Source organism: Pseudarthrobacter raffinosi (genome assembly GCF_023913735.1).
In the GTDB taxonomy this organism is placed as follows: Bacteria; Actinomycetota; Actinomycetes; order Actinomycetales; family Micrococcaceae; genus Arthrobacter; species Arthrobacter raffinosi.
This window is the reverse complement of record NZ_JAMXBH010000018.1, coordinates 68,780-85,629: the sequence shown is the minus strand read 5'-3', so window position 1 is coordinate 85,629 and position 16,850 is coordinate 68,780. Positions and strand designations below refer to the sequence as shown.

The 16,850-nt window shown below is 65.7% G+C and carries 15 protein-coding genes; 13 read left to right on the top strand and 2 right to left on the bottom strand.

The window, feature by feature from the left end; translation table 11 throughout:
- The first annotated feature begins 1 nt into the window (after position 1).
- The 8 genes from NG698_RS16475 to NG698_RS16440 are packed head-to-tail and all read left to right on the top strand — an operon-like array spanning position 2 to position 8,634.
- Positions 2 to 1,024, top strand: a complete 1,023-nt coding sequence (locus NG698_RS16475; protein ID WP_252611058.1) for a TAXI family TRAP transporter solute-binding subunit — start codon at positions 2 to 4, stop codon at positions 1,022 to 1,024.
- 6 nt (positions 1,025 to 1,030) lie between these two features.
- Entirely contained in the window at positions 1,031 to 1,546 is a 516-nt protein-coding gene (locus NG698_RS16470) for a hypothetical protein (RefSeq protein ID WP_252611056.1), read from the top strand.
- Positions 1,543 to 3,630 carry a TRAP transporter permease gene (locus NG698_RS16465; protein ID WP_252611054.1) on the top strand — a complete coding sequence of 696 codons (2,088 nt, stop codon included), beginning with the start codon at positions 1,543 to 1,545 and terminating at the stop codon, positions 3,628 to 3,630. Before NG698_RS16470 ends, NG698_RS16465 begins: the two co-directional genes overlap by 4 nt.
- Positions 3,627 to 4,532 (top strand): dihydrodipicolinate synthase family protein, encoded by a 906-nt coding sequence (locus NG698_RS16460; RefSeq protein WP_252611053.1) that lies wholly within the window; start codon positions 3,627 to 3,629, stop codon positions 4,530 to 4,532. Before NG698_RS16465 ends, NG698_RS16460 begins: the two co-directional genes overlap by 4 nt.
- Before the next feature lie 11 nt (positions 4,533 to 4,543).
- A complete protein-coding gene (locus NG698_RS16455) occupies positions 4,544 to 5,305 on the top strand; it encodes an SDR family oxidoreductase (RefSeq protein WP_308216185.1) in 762 nt (253 codons plus the stop codon).
- Between the two features lie 16 nt (positions 5,306 to 5,321).
- Complete coding sequence (locus NG698_RS16450; RefSeq protein WP_252600376.1) at positions 5,322 to 6,218, top strand: fumarylacetoacetate hydrolase family protein; 897 nt, start codon at positions 5,322 to 5,324, stop codon at positions 6,216 to 6,218.
- A gap of 36 nt (positions 6,219 to 6,254) precedes the next feature.
- Complete coding sequence (locus NG698_RS16445; protein ID WP_256471163.1) at positions 6,255 to 7,469, top strand: CaiB/BaiF CoA transferase family protein; 1,215 nt, start codon at positions 6,255 to 6,257, stop codon at positions 7,467 to 7,469.
- A 4-nt stretch (positions 7,470 to 7,473) separates the two neighbouring features.
- Entirely contained in the window at positions 7,474 to 8,634 is a 1,161-nt protein-coding gene (locus tag NG698_RS16440) for an acyl-CoA dehydrogenase family protein (protein ID WP_252600378.1), read from the top strand.
- A 14-nt stretch (positions 8,635 to 8,648) separates the two neighbouring features.
- Here NG698_RS16440 and lhgD read toward each other — a convergent pair whose 3' ends face one another.
- Positions 8,649 to 9,881: an L-2-hydroxyglutarate dehydrogenase gene (lhgD, locus tag NG698_RS16435; protein ID WP_252600380.1), complete on the bottom strand. Its 1,233-nt coding sequence runs from the start codon at positions 9,879 to 9,881 to the stop codon at positions 8,649 to 8,651.
- Between the two features lie 48 nt (positions 9,882 to 9,929).
- Between lhgD and NG698_RS16430 the strand changes: the two genes are divergently transcribed.
- Positions 9,930 to 10,631, top strand: coding sequence for a GntR family transcriptional regulator (locus tag NG698_RS16430; protein ID WP_252600382.1), 702 nt, complete (start codon positions 9,930 to 9,932; stop codon positions 10,629 to 10,631).
- Between the two features lie 592 nt (positions 10,632 to 11,223).
- Positions 11,224 to 12,819 carry an alkaline phosphatase D family protein gene (locus NG698_RS16425; protein WP_252611051.1) on the top strand — a complete coding sequence of 532 codons (1,596 nt, stop codon included), beginning with the start codon at positions 11,224 to 11,226 and terminating at the stop codon, positions 12,817 to 12,819.
- Between the two features lie 64 nt (positions 12,820 to 12,883).
- Here NG698_RS16425 and NG698_RS16420 read toward each other — a convergent pair whose 3' ends face one another.
- Entirely contained in the window at positions 12,884 to 13,795 is a 912-nt protein-coding gene (locus tag NG698_RS16420) for an alpha/beta fold hydrolase (protein ID WP_252611049.1), read from the bottom strand.
- Here NG698_RS16420 and NG698_RS16415 point away from each other — a divergent pair.
- The 3 genes from NG698_RS16415 (at position 13,745) to NG698_RS16405 (ending at position 16,767) form a co-directional block, all read left to right on the top strand.
- Positions 13,745 to 14,428: an SDR family NAD(P)-dependent oxidoreductase gene (locus NG698_RS16415; protein WP_308293046.1), complete on the top strand. Its 684-nt coding sequence runs from the start codon at positions 13,745 to 13,747 to the stop codon at positions 14,426 to 14,428. The two genes, NG698_RS16420 and NG698_RS16415, sit on opposite strands and share 51 nt — an antisense overlap.
- 217 nt (positions 14,429 to 14,645) lie before the next feature.
- Positions 14,646 to 16,163: a purine-cytosine permease family protein gene (locus tag NG698_RS16410; protein ID WP_252611045.1), complete on the top strand. Its 1,518-nt coding sequence runs from the start codon at positions 14,646 to 14,648 to the stop codon at positions 16,161 to 16,163.
- A complete protein-coding gene (locus NG698_RS16405; protein WP_252600391.1) occupies positions 16,156 to 16,767 on the top strand; it encodes a TetR/AcrR family transcriptional regulator in 612 nt (203 codons plus the stop codon). Before NG698_RS16410 ends, NG698_RS16405 begins: the two co-directional genes overlap by 8 nt.
- Positions 16,768 to 16,850: the final 83 nt, after the last annotated feature.

The following is a 16,850-nucleotide window of genomic DNA, read 5'->3' as shown; positions in this document are numbered from 1 at the left end:
CATGATTGCTATGAACATCACTGCCCGGAGGCGCATGCGCCGCCTGTGCGCAGCAGCTGTCCTTGTACCGGCAGTTTTCCTTTCCGCGTGCGGCAGCCCCGCCCCCAGCAGCGGCGGCGTTGGCGGCGGCGGGGGCACAGCCGGCCAGGGAGGCATGTTGTCCATCGCGACGGGCGGCACCGGCGGGGTCTACTATCCGTTGGGCGGCGGCTTTGCAACTGTGATCCGGGACAACATCAAGGGCTATGACGCCACGGTGCAGGAAACCAACGCTTCCGTGGACAACATGTTGCTGCTCGAGAACGGGTCCGCACAGCTCGCCTTCTCAGTGGGCGACGTGGTGTCCGATGCCGTCAAGGGCGAGGGCAAATTCGCGGGAAAGCCCCAGGAGGTCTGCTCCCTTGGCAACATCTACAACAACTTTATGCAGGCCGTCACCGTAAACGACAAGGGAATCCAGAACGTCAAGGACATGGCGGGCAAAGTCATCTCGGTCGGCGCGCCCAGCTCCGCCACCGAGGTAGCGGCGCTGCGCATCCTTGAGGCCGCCGGAATTGACCCGAAGTCGGGCATCCAGCGCCGCCAGCTCGGCGCGGCGGAGACCGTCGCTGCGCTGCGCGACGGAACGATCGACGCCGGATTCTGGTCCGGAGGGCTGCCCACCGGCGCGCTGATCGACCTGGCCGGGGACGGCGACATGAAGCTGCTTTCAATCGGGGAGTACGCCAAACCCCTTGCGGAGAAATACGGCGCCTACTACGTGGAGCAGGACATCCCGGCCAACACCTACGAAGGACAGACCGAGGCGGTCCCGGCGATCGCTTCGCCGAACATCCTGGTCGCCAGCAAGAAAATGGACAAGCAGCTCCAGCAGGACATCACCACCGCACTCTTTGACAACAAAGAGGCCTTGATCAAGGTCCACCCCGCAGCCGGCGAGATGGATAAGGCCACCGCGGGGAAGGTTGAGTTCGTGGACGCCTGCCCAGGTTCGAAGGCGTACTTCGACAAGTCCGGAAGCTAGCACCCCATGCGTAAGCCAGCCGCCGCCGTCGTCGGTCTCGTTTGCCTCGGCATGCTGGGAGCAGGCGGGATTGCCGTGGCCGGCGCGCCGATGGAATCCCACCGTCCCCGCGCCGTCGTGATCAGCAACGACGGCGGCGTGCTGGCCAGCATTCCCCTTGCCGGGGACACGTTCGCAGTGAGCTACCGCAACTCCATCTACGGCACCGTCGCTGAAGAGCGGTACACCGTCCAGGAGGACGGCAGCTACCGCCTGGTGCAGCTGGCCGCCGATCAGCTGGCGGTGCTCGAAGAGTACTACGCCGTCCCCGGGCCGCCGTCCGCGGCCGGGGAAGGCGACCGCAGGGAGTGGGTGGCGGACCCAGATCCGGGGCACCCTGCGGAGTTTGGCCGGCTGTCGCTGGCAGCAACTGATCTGGGCCTCCGCACCGTGTACGTTCCGGGCGCTCCGCCGCTTGAACTATGGAAGTTAGTCGAAGACAGCGACCCGTTCGTTGTGCTATCCCTCAAGGAGACCCCATGACCGAGAAGCCCAACGGCAACGGCGCCGTTCAGGCACGCACGTCGCCTGAGCCCCCGGGGCGCACCGGACGGAGGAACGCGGATGACGGTGTCACCGCCGACCCCAGGGACAAGGAAGCGGTGATCGATGAAGAGGCGCTGATCGCGGAGTTTGAGGCTGAAAAGCCTGCCCGCCACCTGAACGGGAAACCCGGCATCGCGGTGAAGGCCATCGGCGTGGCATTGTCCTTGTTTGCGCTCTATTGGGTCTTCAATCCCATGCCCACCCAGTTCTACCTGCCCGCGTTCCTGATGGTCGGGCTGCCCATGACGTTCCTGGTCTACCGCGGGTGGGGCCGCTCGGCTGCCGCCAAGGCGTCCGGACGTTCTGACAACCCCCACATACTTGACTGGCTGCTTGCCGCAATCGCGGTCGTTCCGTTCGCGTACATCATCTCGGACTGGGACAGCTTCTTCCGCCGCGCGATCACGCCGACCTACCTTGATCTGATCATGGGCGTGATCGCCATCCTGGTCACCCTGGAGGCATCCCGCCGGACGGTGGGCATCCTCGTTCCGCTGGTCGTGGTCGGCTTTTTCGCGTATGCGGCGTTCGGTTCGTTCGTCCCTGCCCCCTTCAACACGTCCTCCTTCAACTGGATCCGACTTGTTGGCCACAACGTCATGGGGACGCAAGGCCTGTTCGGGGTTCCCACCGACGTTGCGGCGTCGTACATCATTCTTTTCACCATCTACGGCGCCGTCCTGGGCGCCTCGGGCGCCACCAAATTCTTCATCGACCTCTCTTTCTCTGCCTTCGGACAGTCAAAGTCGGGTCCCGGCCGGACCGTGACCCTCGCGGGTTTCCTGCTGGGCACCGTGTCGGGTTCCGGCGTCGCTACCACCGTAACCCTGGGCGGCATCTCCTGGCCGCTGCTGCGCAAGGCCGGCTACCCGAAGGAACACGGCGGCGCCATCCTGGCCGCTGCCGGTATCGGCGCCATCATGTCCCCGCCCACGCTCGGCGCCGCAGCCTTCATCATCGCCGCGTTGCTTGGAGTCTCGTACCTGCAGGTGCTCATCTGGGCCACCATTCCCACGGTCCTCTACTACTTCGGCATCATCCTCGCCATCGAAATGGACGCTCGGCGGTTCAAGACCAAGGCGGTGGAGCTGGACGTCAAGCCGGCCGGCAAACTGCTGCTGCGGTTCGGATACCACTTCAGCTCCCTCCTTGCGATCGTGGTGTTCATGGCCATGGGCATGACCCCGTTCCGGGCCGTGGTGTTCGCCACCGCGCTCGCATTCGTGCTCAGTTTCCTGGATCGCCAATCCTGGCTGACGCCCAAGCGGATCTGGGACGCGCTCGCCACGGGCGCCATGGGCGCCCTGTCCGTGATCCCGGTCATGGCGGCCGCCGGCCTCATCGTGGGAATCATGACCCTCACCGGCCTGGGCCTGAAGCTCGCGAACATCATCGTGGACTTTGCCGGCGGCAGCCTGCTCCTGACCGCCATCTTCTCTGCCATCTCCGTCACCCTCCTGGGACTTGCGGTGCCGGTAACGGCAAGCTTCATCATCTCGTGGGTGATTATCGGACCCGCCCTGCAGGATGTCGGCGTTCCCGCTTTCGCGGCTGCGATGTTTATCTTCTACTACTCGGTCCTCAGCGAGGTGTCACCGCCCACCGCGCTGTCCCCGTTCGCGGCGTCGGCCATCACCGGCGGCAGACCGATCAAGACGATGTGGCTGACCTGGCGGTACACACTGTCGGCGTTCCTGGTCCCGTTCATCTTTGTCCTGTCCGACGACGGCGTCGGGCTGCTGCTGCAGGGCAGTCCAGGATCGATTGCACTGGCATTCACCGTCTCACTGCTGGCGGTGGCCTCCCTTGCCGTGGCAACCGGGGCCTGGCTCTTCGGCCCGGCCCGCTGGCCCGAACGGGTCCTGCTGGGCGTCGGGTCACTGCCGATGCTGGTCATGGAGCCGCTCTACATCGGCATCGGGGCAGCCATCATTGCCGTGGGCGTCCTGGTACACATCATTGGGCTTCGCAGACACCGCACAGACATGGCCCTTGACCGAAAGGACGACGCATCACTATGACGACACCGATTCCGCACCTTGCCCCCGGCCTCTGGGGAGTTCTGGCCACACCGTTCAGCGGAACGGATTTTGCCGTGGACACCGACTCCCTGCGCCGCGAAGTGCAGCTTTACACCGCGCTGCCGGCTACCGGGATGGTGGTGCTTGGCGTCTTCGGCGAGGGAGCATCCCTCGATGCCCAGGAGCAAGCCCTGATTGTGCGCACCGTTGCCGAGGAGGGGAAGGGCGCGCCTCTGGTGGTGGGCCTCTCAGCCCGGTCAACGGCAGTGGCGCTGGGGCAAGCCCGTACCGCGGTTAAGGCGGCGGGCAGCAACCTTGCGGCACTTATGGTGCAGGCCAACAGCTCCGATCCAGAGGTGCTCGCGGCCCACCTGACCGCCGTGCACCGCGCCACGGGCGCGGGAATCGTGCTGCAGGACTACCCCGTGGCATCCGGGGTAAATATCAGCGCGGCGCAGATCCTCGAGGTCCTCGCGCAGTGCCCGTTCATCGTAGCCATCAAGTCGGAGGCGCCGCCGACGGCCTCCGCCATCGCGAGGCTGACGGGTGCCACGTCCGTGCCCGTATACGGCGGACTCGGGGGAGTGGGGCTGCTGGATGAGCTGGCCGCCGGCGCGGCCGGTGCCATGACCGGATTCTCGCATCCCGAAGGACTTCAGGCCGCCCTGAGCGCATGGGCCGACGGCGGATTCCGCGCCGCGCGCGAGGCTTTCGCTCCGTGGCTGCCCTTGGTGAACTTTGAGGCCCAGCCCGGCGTAGGGCTGGCCCTGCGCAAGGAGGTGCTGCGCCGCCGCGGCATCATCGCTGAATCCATCGTGAGGCCGCCCGCTCCGAAACTGCCGCCGGCGCTGGCGGACCTCATCGATGCCCACCTCGAAGCCGTTCGGGTGGTGATGGCCTGATGGAGACCGGTTTGAAGGGAAAGAACGTCCTGGTTCCGGGCGCAAGTTCGGGGATAGGCCTCGCCATTGCCCGGGCGTTGGCCGAGGAAGGCGCCAACGTGGTGCTGGCGGCGCGGCGCGAGGACCTGGTGCGGGCGGAAGCTGCGCGCCTGGGTTCCGCCGTCGGCGTCGGCATTGACCTCATGGACGACGGCGCCCCGCCGGCCTTGGTGGAAGCGGCGGAGGAGGCCTTTGGCGCGATCGATGTGCTCATTCTTAATAGCGGCGGACCGCCGCCCGGCGGCGCCGCGGACGTCTCCGTTGAACAGTCCCTTGGCGCCGTGCACCAGCTGCTGCTGCAGCACATCCGGCTCACTGCCCTCGTGCTTCCGGGCATGCGGGTCCGTGGGTGGGGGCGCGTGGTGGCAGTGGGCTCCAGCGGCGTGCAGCAGCCGCTGCCCAACCTCGCGTTGTCCAACATCGGGCGGGCGGGGCTCGCCGGCTACCTGAAGACCCTGGCGGCGGAGGTCGCCAGGGACGGCGTGACCGTCAACATGGTGCTTCCCGGCCGCATCGACACCGACCGCGTCGGCTCACTGGATGCAGCGGCGGCCAAACGCACCGGCCGCTCGCCGGAGGAGACGAGGGCGGACTCGGAAGCTTCGATCCCTGCCGGCCGGTACGGCAAGCCCGAAGAATTTGCCGCCGTCGTGGCCTTCCTCGCGAGCGGGCCTGCCTCCTACGTGACCGGGGAACAGATCCGCTGCGACGGCGGACTGGTCCGTTCCTACTAACCGAAAGAACCATTCCATGACTTCCCGCGTCCTTCATCTATGCGCCATCCGCGACGAACACACCCCCGATGCGGCCGCCCCCGGGCAGGCCCGCGAAGAGGCGGCCGTCGTCCACCCGCGGCGCGGAGCCGCGCTGGTCCGCGACCTGCTCCCGGGCTTTACCGGCGACATCCTCGATGTCCTGACCGGAGGCCTGCTCGGGGACCTGGAAACGGCCGCAGCCAACGCCGAGGACGCCGTCTTCCGCGATCCGGAGCACCTCACCTACGGCGCCCCGTACCGCCGCCCCCGCATGCTGTGGGGAATCGGCCTGAACTACGTCGAGCACGCCTCCGACCTCACCGAGGCCGTGCCCGACGAGCCTGCCTCGTTTATCAAGGGTGACCATACGGTCATCGGCCCGGACGAGAACATCCCGATCCCGGAGCAGAGCCAGCGCACCACCACCGAGGCGGAGATCGCCGTCGTGATCGGTCGATACTGCCGCAATGTCGAGCCGGAGGATGCCCTGTCCTATCTCGCCGGCGTCGTACCGGTCCTGGACCAGACCGCGGAGGACATCCTGCAACGCAATCCGCGGTTCCTCACCCGCTCCAAGAACTTTCCGGGATTCTTCTCCTTCGGCCCCCGGATCGTGCCCCTCGCCGAGGTGGAAGAGGCCGCCGGCTCCCTGGCCGAGGTCACGGTGTCCACCGTGGTCAACGGGGAGGTGCGCCGCAGCAATACGGTGTCGCACATGCGCTACGACCCGGCCTACCTGATCAGTTTCCACAGCAAGGTCATGCCGCTCTTCCCCGGTGACATCATCTCCACGGGAACACCCGGAGCAGTGCACATCGAGCCGGGGGACCTCGCTGAATGCCGCGTGACGGGCCTCGGAACCCTCAGCAATCCCGTGACCGCCTCCAACTGAGCTTGCCGAACCACAACCGAAGGAGGCTGACGCTCGTTGAGCAGCACCCCATCTTTCCCTCACGGCCCTCCCGCCGCCGCACCCTTGGACGGAATCAAGGTGGCGGATTTCTCCCGGGTCCTCGCCGGGCCCTTTGCAACCATGATGCTCGCTGATTTCGGCGCCGATGTGATCAAGGTGGAGAGCCCGGGCGGCGACGACACCAGGGCCTGGGTGCCCCCCGTGGACGAACACGGCGCGGGGACATACTTCTCCAGCGTCAACCGGAACAAGCGCTCGGTCGTGTGCGACCTGCGCACCGAGGAAGGGCTCGCGCAGGCGCGGGACATAGCGTTGGCCGCCGACGTCGTCGTTGAGAACTTCCGGCCGGGCGTCATGCGGCGCTTCGGACTGGACTATGAAACCCTGCGGGTGGAGCGCCCGGACCTGGTCTACTGCTCCATCACCGGATTCGGAAGCAAGGGCGGGGCGCACCTGCCTGGATATGACCTTCTGGTCCAGGCCGTGGGCGGACTCATGAGCGTCACCGGATCCCCGGAGTCGGAACCCAGCAAGGTGGGGGTGGCGCTGGTGGACGTGGTGACCGGCCAAAACGCGGTGGTAGGCATCCTTGCCGCTCTGCGGAGCCGTGACCAGACCGGCAGGGGACAGCTGATCAACGTCAACCTGTTGTCCTCGCTCCTTGCCGGGCTCGTCAACCAGGCCTCCAGCACCCTGGCTACGGGCGAATCCCCGCAGCGAATGGGCAACGCTCATCCCAGCATCGCGCCGTACGAGACGCTGCGCACCGCGGACGGGCCCCTCGCCTTGGCGGTGGGAACGAACAAGCAATTTGCCGCCCTGGCACGGGTGTTGGGCATTCCCGAACTGTCGGACGACAGCAGGTTCCGCGGGAACGTGGACAGGGTGGCCCACCGGGACGCGCTGAAGGCGCTGCTTGAGGAGCAGCTTCAAAAAAAGCCGGCAGTGGAGTGGTCGGGCCTGCTCAGTGAAGCGGGCGTACCCGCCGGCAAGGTCAACTCCATCGTCGAAGCGATCCAGCTGGCCGCCGATCTGGGGCTGGAGCCCGTAGTGGAGATTGCGGACGAGTCCAGCCCCCGAACCTCCCGACAGGTAGCCAACCCCATCCAGCTCTCGGAAACCCCCGCCACGTACCGGCGGCTGCCGCCGCTGCTCGGCGAACACAGCGGAGCGACGTTCCCGGCGCGGACCCACCGGGCAGCCCCCCAAACCCATCCCACCGGAAAGTAGAACCATGACTGACACTTCAGACCTCATCGGCATCGACACGCTGCTCACGCCGGAGGAAGTCACCGTGCGGGAGAAGGTCCGCGGATTCGTGGACTCGGTCATCAAACCGAATATTGCTGACTGGTACGAGCACGCGGAGTTCCCGCTGGAGATAGTCCCGCAGATGGCTGAACTCGGCCTGCTCGGCATGCACATCAAGGGCTACGGGTGCCCCGGCCGGACCTCGGTGGAGTATGGCCTGGCCGCCCTGGAGCTGGAGGCCGGCGACTCCGGGCTGCGGACCTTTGTCAGCGTCCAGGGTTCACTGGCCATGAGCGCCATAGCCAAGCACGGATCGGAAGAGCAGAAGCACGAGTGGCTTCCGCGCATGGCCGCTGGAACCGCCATCGGCTGCTTCGGCCTCACCGAGCCCTCCGCCGGGTCCGACCCCGGGAACATGCTGACCTTCGCAAAACGCGACGGCGACGACTGGATCCTCAACGGCACCAAACGCTGGATCGGGCTGGCCTCGGTGGCGCAGGTGGCCATCATCTGGGCCATGACGGACGACGGCGTCCGCGGTTTCGTCGTCCCCACCGACACCCCCGGGTTCAAGGCCACCCCCATCCAGCAGAAACTGTCCATGCGTGCGTCCATTCAGTGCGATATCGAACTGACGGACATCCGGTTGCCGGCGAGTGCCATGCTGCCCAAGGCCAAGGGCCTCCGCGGCCCGTTTGAGTGCCTCAATGAGGCCCGCTACGGCATCATCTGGGGCGCCATGGGGGCGGCACGTGACAGCTACCTCACGGCACGGGACTACTCGCAGCAGCGCATGCAGTTCGGCAAGCCGTTAGCCGGTTACCAGCTGACCCAGGAGAAACTCGTCAACATGGCATTGGAGATCAACAAGGGCACGCTCCTGGCTTTGCAGTTGGGCCGGCTGAAGGACGCCGGAGTCCTCCAGCCGCACCAAATCTCCGTGGGCAAGCTGAACAACTGCCGCGAAGCGATCAAGATCTGCCGCGATGCCCGGGCCATGCTTGGCGGCAACGGCATCACCCTGGACTATTCCCCGCTGCGCCACGCCAACAACCTCGAGAGCGTGCGCACCTATGAGGGAACGGACGAGGTGCACACGCTGATATTGGGCAACCACATCACCGGGATTCCGGCCTTCCGCTGAGGAGGCGCTTCCGGTTACTGGGCGCCGGCCCGCCCGGGGACGGCGCGCCCTTCGAGCGCTTGGTTGACGATGTATTCGGCGATGGCCAGGGAGGAGGTGGCGCCGGGTGAGGGGGCGTTGCGTACAAGGACTGTGTCCTGGCGGCGGGCAATCACAAAGTCATCCACGAGGGACCCGTCAGCGTTCATCGCCTGGGCACGTACACCCCGCGTGCCGGGAACGATGGACGCACCCTCGAGCGAAGGGACGAAACGCGTTGCCTCGGCGATGAATTTGCGCTTGCTGACGACGGTCTGGAACTCACGCGCAGCCGAGGGCAGGTTCTTGCGGGCGAAGTTCCAGAAAGCAGGGAACAGCGCATAGTCCAGGACGTCGCGCACATTGACGTCCTTCCAGGAGTAGGACTCCCGTCCGAACGAGATGAAGGCGTTGGGGCCCAGCATCATTTCGCCGTCGATGCGCTTGGTGAGGTGCACTCCAAGAAAGGGATGCTGTGGATCAGGAACCGGATAGATTAGGCCCTTTACCTGGCTGCGGGCCTCTGAACCGAGAAGAAAGTATTGTCCGAAGAACGGCACGATGCGCGGGGTGGAGGGTTCCCCCATCGACGCGGCCAGCCGGTCGGATTGGAGCCCGGTGCAGGCCACCACAAGGTCGTAGTGTTCACCTCCGTCCCTGGTGTGAACCACGACGCCCTGCCCCTGCTGTTCAAGAGAGCGGACTTCCTGACCCAGCCTGATCTGTCCGCCTGCCTCACGGACGTCGCCGGCAAAGGCGTTGGTGATGGCGGCATAGTCGACGATGGCCGTCTCAGGCGAGTGCAGTGCCGAGATCCCGACAGCATTAGGCTCCACGTCCCTGATCTCGGCGCCGCTGAGCATCCTGGCCCCCGGTACCAGGTTGGCTTGTGCCCGGACAAAGATAGCGTCAAGCCGCCGGCTTTCCTCGGCCGTCTGGGCGATGACGAGCTTGCCGCACTGATCGTAGGGCAGCTTCTTGGCGGCGCAGTATTCCTTCAGCAGATGGACTCCGCGGCGGCACAGCGTGGCCTTCAGGCCGCCGGGTTCATAGTAAAGGCCGGCGTGCACCACTCCGGAGTTGTGGCCCGTCTGGTGAGAGGCGAGTTTCTCCTCCTTCTCGTAGACAGTGACCGAGGCTCCTTCCAGTCGGTTTGTCAGCTCCCGTGCAACGGCGACACCGATAATGCCACCGCCGACGACGGCGCAGCGCAATGGTTCCGTGGGCATGTCGATCCTTATCATTGGGTGGAAAGTTGTCCGTGCGAGAATGTGCTCGTGGACAACCTTGAACGTGCAGTCAATCTGACAGATCAGGCCATCACAAGACTCCGAACTGCGATATTGGGCGGCGAGTTGAAGCCGGGGGAGCTTTACTCCGCGACCCAGCTGGGCGAATGGCTGGGTGTGTCGCGAACGCCGGTCCGGGAGGCAGTGCAGCAACTGGCGAAGGCCGGCCTTGTAGTAGTCGAGCGCAATAGAGGGATCCGTGTCCGGTCAACAACGTTGGAAGACCTGATCGAGGGATTCCAGGTCCGACTGATGCTCGAGGTGCCCGTGACCCGGCAAGCTACCGCAGTCCGCACGGACGCCGATGTCCAAAGGGTCACAGAGGCGTTCAACACCTTTCAGAAAATTGCCGAGAGCGGCGGTCCTGCTGCTACTTTGCGGGCCGACCGCGACTTCCACCTGGCGCTGCTAACTACCTCCGGCAATCACCGGGTGGTGAAAATACTGGAGGACTTGCGTAACGTCGTCCTGCTCACTGGGGTGGAAACCGTCCCCAAATCGCGTTCTTCCCGGGAAGCTTTTGAGGACCATCGGGACGTCTACGAGGCTTTCGTGGCCGGGAAGGCCGAGAAAGCCGGACAGGACATGCGGCGCCACATACTCAATACGGCCCGGCTGCTTATCCTGCGCGAAGCCCACGAACGCGGCATTCCCACGGGCGACGTTGACTCACTTCTCAGCTGGGCTTAACTCGCCTGGTAAACGAGCGGCGGAGATCTGGAATCGGCACCTCGAATAATCTGCATCCGTATAAATTACCCCTGTTGCATGCAACATGCAACACATATCGGGCGCTTGGTGACTCGGTTCCACGAGGACCCGCTCGGCCCTGTTGTCCTGTCCCAGTGACCTTAGGCCCTGGAGCAGGCGACGCACCTGTTCCGGCTGCTCGAAGTTGGCGAAGTGGCCGCACAGCTTGCGCGGATCAGTGCCGGCGCTGGCGGTCCGGTCCGGCCGCGTCGCGGCAATATGCAAAGCCAGGAAGCCCGGCGTACCGGACGTTGGAGACCCACGTCCGAAGCCCTGTTGGATATGCACAGTGCACGGGCCCAGCTCTTGGTATTGTGTGCCGCCGCAGCGTAGCCGCCCACGTTGCGGATTCCTGCCGAACGCGCATGCCCGCCGTCCGTTGCTGATCTCTATCAGGGATCGGAGCCGCGGCGTCACCGGGCCGGACGAGGGGACGCATGCTTCTCCCGGTTCATGGCTTGTTAGCCGGCGGGTTCCCTGGCGGTTCCCGGAGGCTGCCTTCCTGTTCACGGTCCGCGGCCATGCTGGCTCCATGCCTCTCCTACTGCCCGGTAACTCGCATCTGATCGACCGCCGCCTCTTCCTCGCGGGGGTGGCCGGTGTCTCCGCTGCCGCCGCGCTGGCGGCCGCCCCGGCTACCAGGGCGGACGCTGCGTCGGCGCCGGCGCGGGCCAAGGACGATCCCTTCACGCTGGGTATCGCATCCGGTGACCCCACGCCTTCCGGCGTGGTGCTGTGGACCCGCCTGGCCCCGAAACCGTTCGACCCGAACGGCGGCATGCCGCCGGGCCATGCGGTGGTGGAGTGGCGTTTGGCCAGTGACGCCGGGATGCGCGATGTTGTCCAGCGCGGGAGCGCGCACGCCCCGGCGCAGCTGGGGCATTCGGTCCACGTGGAGGTCGAGGGCCTGGCACCGGACAGCGAGTACTTCTACGAGTTCAAGTTCCGTAACCACTTGTCCCCCGTGGGCCGGACCAAAACCTTGCCGGCCCCCGGGGCGGATGTACGGCAGCTCGATTTTGCTTTCTCCTCCTGCCAGAAGTGGGAGGATGGCTTCTTTCCGTCTTACCGCCATATGGCCGCAGAGGACCTCGACTTTGTGGTGCATCTGGGCGATTACGTTTACGAGTACGAGATCGCCGCAGGCGGCGGGCTGCGTCGCACACCTGTCCCGGCGGCTGCCCAGCCGGCCCCGCAGACGCTTGAGCAGTGGCGGGCCCGCTACGCTCTCTACAAGTCCGATCCCGACCTGCAGGCGGCGCACGCCCGGTTCCCGTTCGTCGTTTCCTGGGACGATCACGAGGTTAAGAATGACTATGCCGGAGGCTGGGAGGGGCAGACCCAGGCCTTCACCGCAGTGCGGGCCGCGGCCTACATGGCGTACTACGAGCACCAGCCCTTGCGGGCACGGTCGCTGCCCCGCGGTACGGAAATGCAGCTTTACCGGCGGTTGCGCTATGGCCGCCTCGCGCTGCTGGACGTTCTGGATGGACGCCAGTACCGCGACGCCCCGCCGTGCGGCTGGGGAGAAGCCCAGGCATGCGAAGCGGCGTACGACCCGTCAATCAGCATGCTCGGCTCAGAGCAGGAGCAGTGGCTCTACGACGGACTGCGTGACTCAGAGGTGCGGTGGAACATCCTGGGGAACAACGTCATGGTCTCCCGCCTCGACCACGACGGTGCCGCGGGCGAGCTGCTGTGGCACGACGCCTGGGACGGTTTTCCGGCAGCCCGCAAGAGGCTGCTGGATGTGATCGCCGAGCCGGCGGTGCGCAACGCCGTGTTCATCACGGGCGACTGGCACTCCACCTTCGTCAACGACGTTCACCTCGACTTCGACAAGCCGGACTCCCCGGTGGTGGCCACCGAATTCGTCGGGACCTCCATCAGCACGAACGGCGACGTGCCGGTTTACGGGCCCTACTACGAGCCCATGATCGGGTTCAACCCGCACATCAAATTCTTCGATGGCGACCGGCGGGGCTACGTCCGTTGCCAGGTCACTCCCGAGCGCTGGCGCACGGAGCTTCGCATGGCCACCGGAGTGGGGACCCGGACCGCAGGGCAGTACACGCATGCGGTGTTCGAGGTCGAAGACGGCAAGCCGGGCGCAGTGCAGGTTTCATAGCGGCTAGTTCAACCTGCGCCCGCAGCTGACGTCCCGCCGTCGTCCGCTTGGCCACGCTGCCCGGTCACAGTGACCACATGTCCTCGAGAAGTCGTTGCACCTGTTCCGGCTGCTCGACGTGGGCGAAGTGCCCGCAATGCTGGATCGTCACAGTCTGGACTTGCGGCACTGTGGCGGCCAGCCGGTCCAGGTCGGAGGGAGACGTGAATACATCAGTTTCCCCGCGGGTTGCTAGCACGGGGCAGCGGATGCCGCGCCACTGGTTAAAGTCGTAGTGCGCCACTGCCCGGGCAGCCGCGGAGAAGCTGGCCGGACGGGCGTTATGGCCGAGCCCGCGGATCACCCCAGCTGACATGCCTGGGGGATCTGCGAAGAACGGTGACATCAACGGTCCCATCACGGGTGTGGCACCGACTGCGCGGACCATTGCCAGCCCTGCTGGACCTAGGGCCGCCAGTGAGCGCATGAGCAGCATCATGCCGACAAACGCCGGGAACCGGGACAGGCTGCGCAGTGGCTCGCGGGCGGCCTCAGACACGCCGAATGTTGTGGGCGAAATGGCAGCCACGCTGGCGGTCCGCTCCGGCCACGTCGCGGCAATATGCAAAGCCAGGAAGCCTCCCATGGAGTGGCCCACGAGGTTCCATCGCGGGTAGTTGAGCAAGTTCAGTACATCGGTGACTGCGCGTGTCATCGTCTCGATGCCGAAGTGTTCCAGCCGGGCTCCCTTAGTGGATTCGCCCCAGCCCGGCAGGTCAATCAGGACACGATCGTGGTGCGATGCTTCGGAAAGCAGCGGCCGGAAGGTGGCCCAGGATCCCGCGGCGCCGTGCAGGTACACCTCCGGTGTGCCGGACGCCGGAGCCCCGCTTCCGATGCCCTGTTGGACTCGCACAGTGCACGGGCCCAGCTCTGTTGGAATTGTGTGCCGCCGCAGCGTAGCCACCCACGTCGCGGATTCCTGCCGAACGCTCATGCCCGCCTTCCGTTGCTGATCTCTACTAGGGATTCGGAGCCGTGGCGTCACCGGACCGGACGTACAGGCTACAGCTGCTGGGTTTGGCATCAAACGGAACAGATCGAAACCACCATGTTCGGTCCCATGAACGTCACCCGCGCTGCCCTGCCGGTCCTGCGCGCCCAGCGCTCCGGCCTGGTGGTCACCATCTCCTCCACCGCCGGCCTCGCAGGCGGCGAGTTCCTGTCCGCCTACGCCGCGTCGAAGTTCGGCGTGGAAGGCTGGGCGGAATCCCTGGCACTCGAGGTCGCACCGTTCGGCATCCGCTCCATGATCGTGGAGCCGGGGTTCTTCCGCGCCGAGCTGCTCACCCCGGAATCCACCAGCTACGCGGAATCCACCATCGGGGACTACGCCGAACGCACCGCGCAGACGGTCACCGCGTGGAAGGGCATTAACGGCCTCCAGGGCGGGGACCCGGCCAAGCTCGCCGACGCGCTGATCCAGCTGGCCGAACTGGACGAACCCCCGCTGCGGTTCGCCGCCGGAGCCGACGCCGTGGGCGTCTTCGAGACCCGAGGAAAGGCCCTCCAGCTCCAGGCCGACGCGCACCGCGAACTCTCCAGCAACCTCGCGTTAAGCGACGCCTGACAAAACGGAAATGGACGACGGCGGGAGGTCCCGCCGTCGTCCATCACCCACCACCGCAAGGCCCCACCACAGTTCAGCCGGACGCCGGCCGCTCCGACCCGTCCGGTGCTGCATGGTGGCGGAGATGCGTGTTGTGGATCAGCTATTGACTGAAAATTCAGTCAGGCCTTATGGTTGATGCGATACATCAACGTGATGTAGCTCACGAAGGCTTGCCATGATCAGCACGCGCTTCCGCAAAGACGCGGATTCCGTCGGTGCCGCATCCGCGCACAAGGACCGCTTCGGCCGCATTGAGTCGGCCGGCATTGAGTTCATCCCCGACGAACAACGCACCTCCCGCCCCCGGAACCTGTTCACCGTGTTCTTCGGCGGCAACTTCGCCTTCTCGGTCATCGTTTTCGGCTGGCTTCCCATCACCTTCGGCCTGGACTTCGTCGGCGCCGCCACGGCCAGCCTCACCGGTCTCCTCGTTGGTACAGCCCTGATCGCCCCGATGGCCCTCCTGGGGCCACGGACCGGCACCAACAACACCGTTTCCAGCGCCGCACACTTCGGCACCCGCGGGAGGTTGATCGGTTCCGCCCTGACCCTGTTGTTCGCCCTTGCGTACGCCGCCATCGCGGTCTGGACTTCGGGCGACGCGCTGGTTGCCGCCGCCGAGCGGCTGCTGGGCGTGTCCGTTGACGGCACCACGCTGGCCATCGGCTACGCCGTGATCTCCGTGGAAATCGTATTGGTTGCGCTTTTTGGCCACGGCACCGTGGTGGCGATGCAGAAATTTGTCGCCCCAGTGGTCGGCATTCTGCTGCTCATCGGCGTCGTTGCTTTCGCTCCAACGTTCAGCCCCACCACCGTGCACGCCGACTACCTTCTGGGCGATTTCTGGCCCACCTGGATTTTGTCCGCCGTCATTTCCGTCGGAGGCCCACTGTCCTACGCGCCCACGCTGGGCGACTACAGCCGGCGCATCTCCGGGAAACTCCACTCGGACCGGTCCGTGGTCGGCGCCACCTGCCTTGGTGTGTTCCTGGGCCTGTTTGTCACTGCCCTCTTCGGCGCCTTCACAGCCTCGGCCATCCCGGAACTCGGCGGCTCCTATGTCGCAGACCTGGTGCGGTCCGCGCCGGCCTGGTACCTGCTCCCAATCCTCATCATCGCGTTGGCCGGCGGGCTAGGCCAGGGCGTGCTCAACCTCTACGCCAGCGGCCTGGACCTCGAAGCACTCTTCCCGCGCCTGCGCCGCATCCACACCACGCTCATCACGTCGGTGATCGCCGTCGGACTCCTCTACCTTGGTGTCTTCGTGTTCAACGCGGTGGACTCCATCACCGCCATGACCCTGGTGCTCAACGGATTCGCCGGCCCCTGGGTGGCCATCAACGTCCTGGGCTTCCTGGTCGCCCGCCGCGGCACATACCACGCCGCAGACCTCCAGCTCTTTCGCGCCAACGGACCTCGCGGACGGTACTGGTTCAGCAACGGCTGGAACCTCCGGGCCGTGATCCCCTGGGCCATCGGATCAGCATTCGGCCTGCTGGCCACGGACACATCCCTCTACGCCGGTCCGCTCTCGCAGCTCGCCGGAGGAATCGACCTCAGCTTCCTTGGCTCCACAGTCATCGGAGCCGTCGGCTATCTCGCGGCGCTCCGGCTCTGGCCCGAACCGCCTGCCTCCCTGGCCGAGGCCGGACCGGAGCGGGGTGAGCACGTATTACTGTCAAACCATGACTGACAAACTAGCCAAGATCCTCACCGCCGCCACCACCTGCATCGCCAGGAACGGCGTCCGGGGAATGCGGGTCAACGATGTGGCTGCAGAAGCCGGTGTTTCGCCGGGCCTCCTGTACTACCACTTCACCGACCGGGCCGGCCTGCTTGCCGCAACGCTTGAACACATCAACAAGCAGGTCAGCAAGGACGACGCCGCCCCCTCCTCCCCTGACGCGGAAGACCGCGCCCGGCACTTCAGGCACCTGCTCCTTGACGAAATCAAGGACGACGCTGATGTCCGCCGGAATTCGGTGGCCTGGAACGAGCTCCGGGCGTGCTCCATCTTCGAACAGGAGCTGGCGGAACCGCTTTCCCGGACAACGGCGGAATGGAACCGCGAGATCGCCCAGGCCATCGTGGCCGCCAGCGAAGGCACCAGCGAGGACGAGGCCGCAGTCACTGCGGAGATCCTCACCAGTTTGGTGGAAGGGATCTCCGGCCGCTGGCTCAACGGTTTCATCACCACAGACCACGCGCGTTCCCTGTTGACGACGGCCATCGACTCACTCACCACAGCACGCCCGACGACCCTGCAGGAACCTTCCGGACAGGGTCTGGGCAAATGAACCACCGACCCAACTCTCAACCACTTATCAAACGACGCGATTCCAGCGGAATCCCGCGATTATGCAAGGACCCCTAGGGTCCC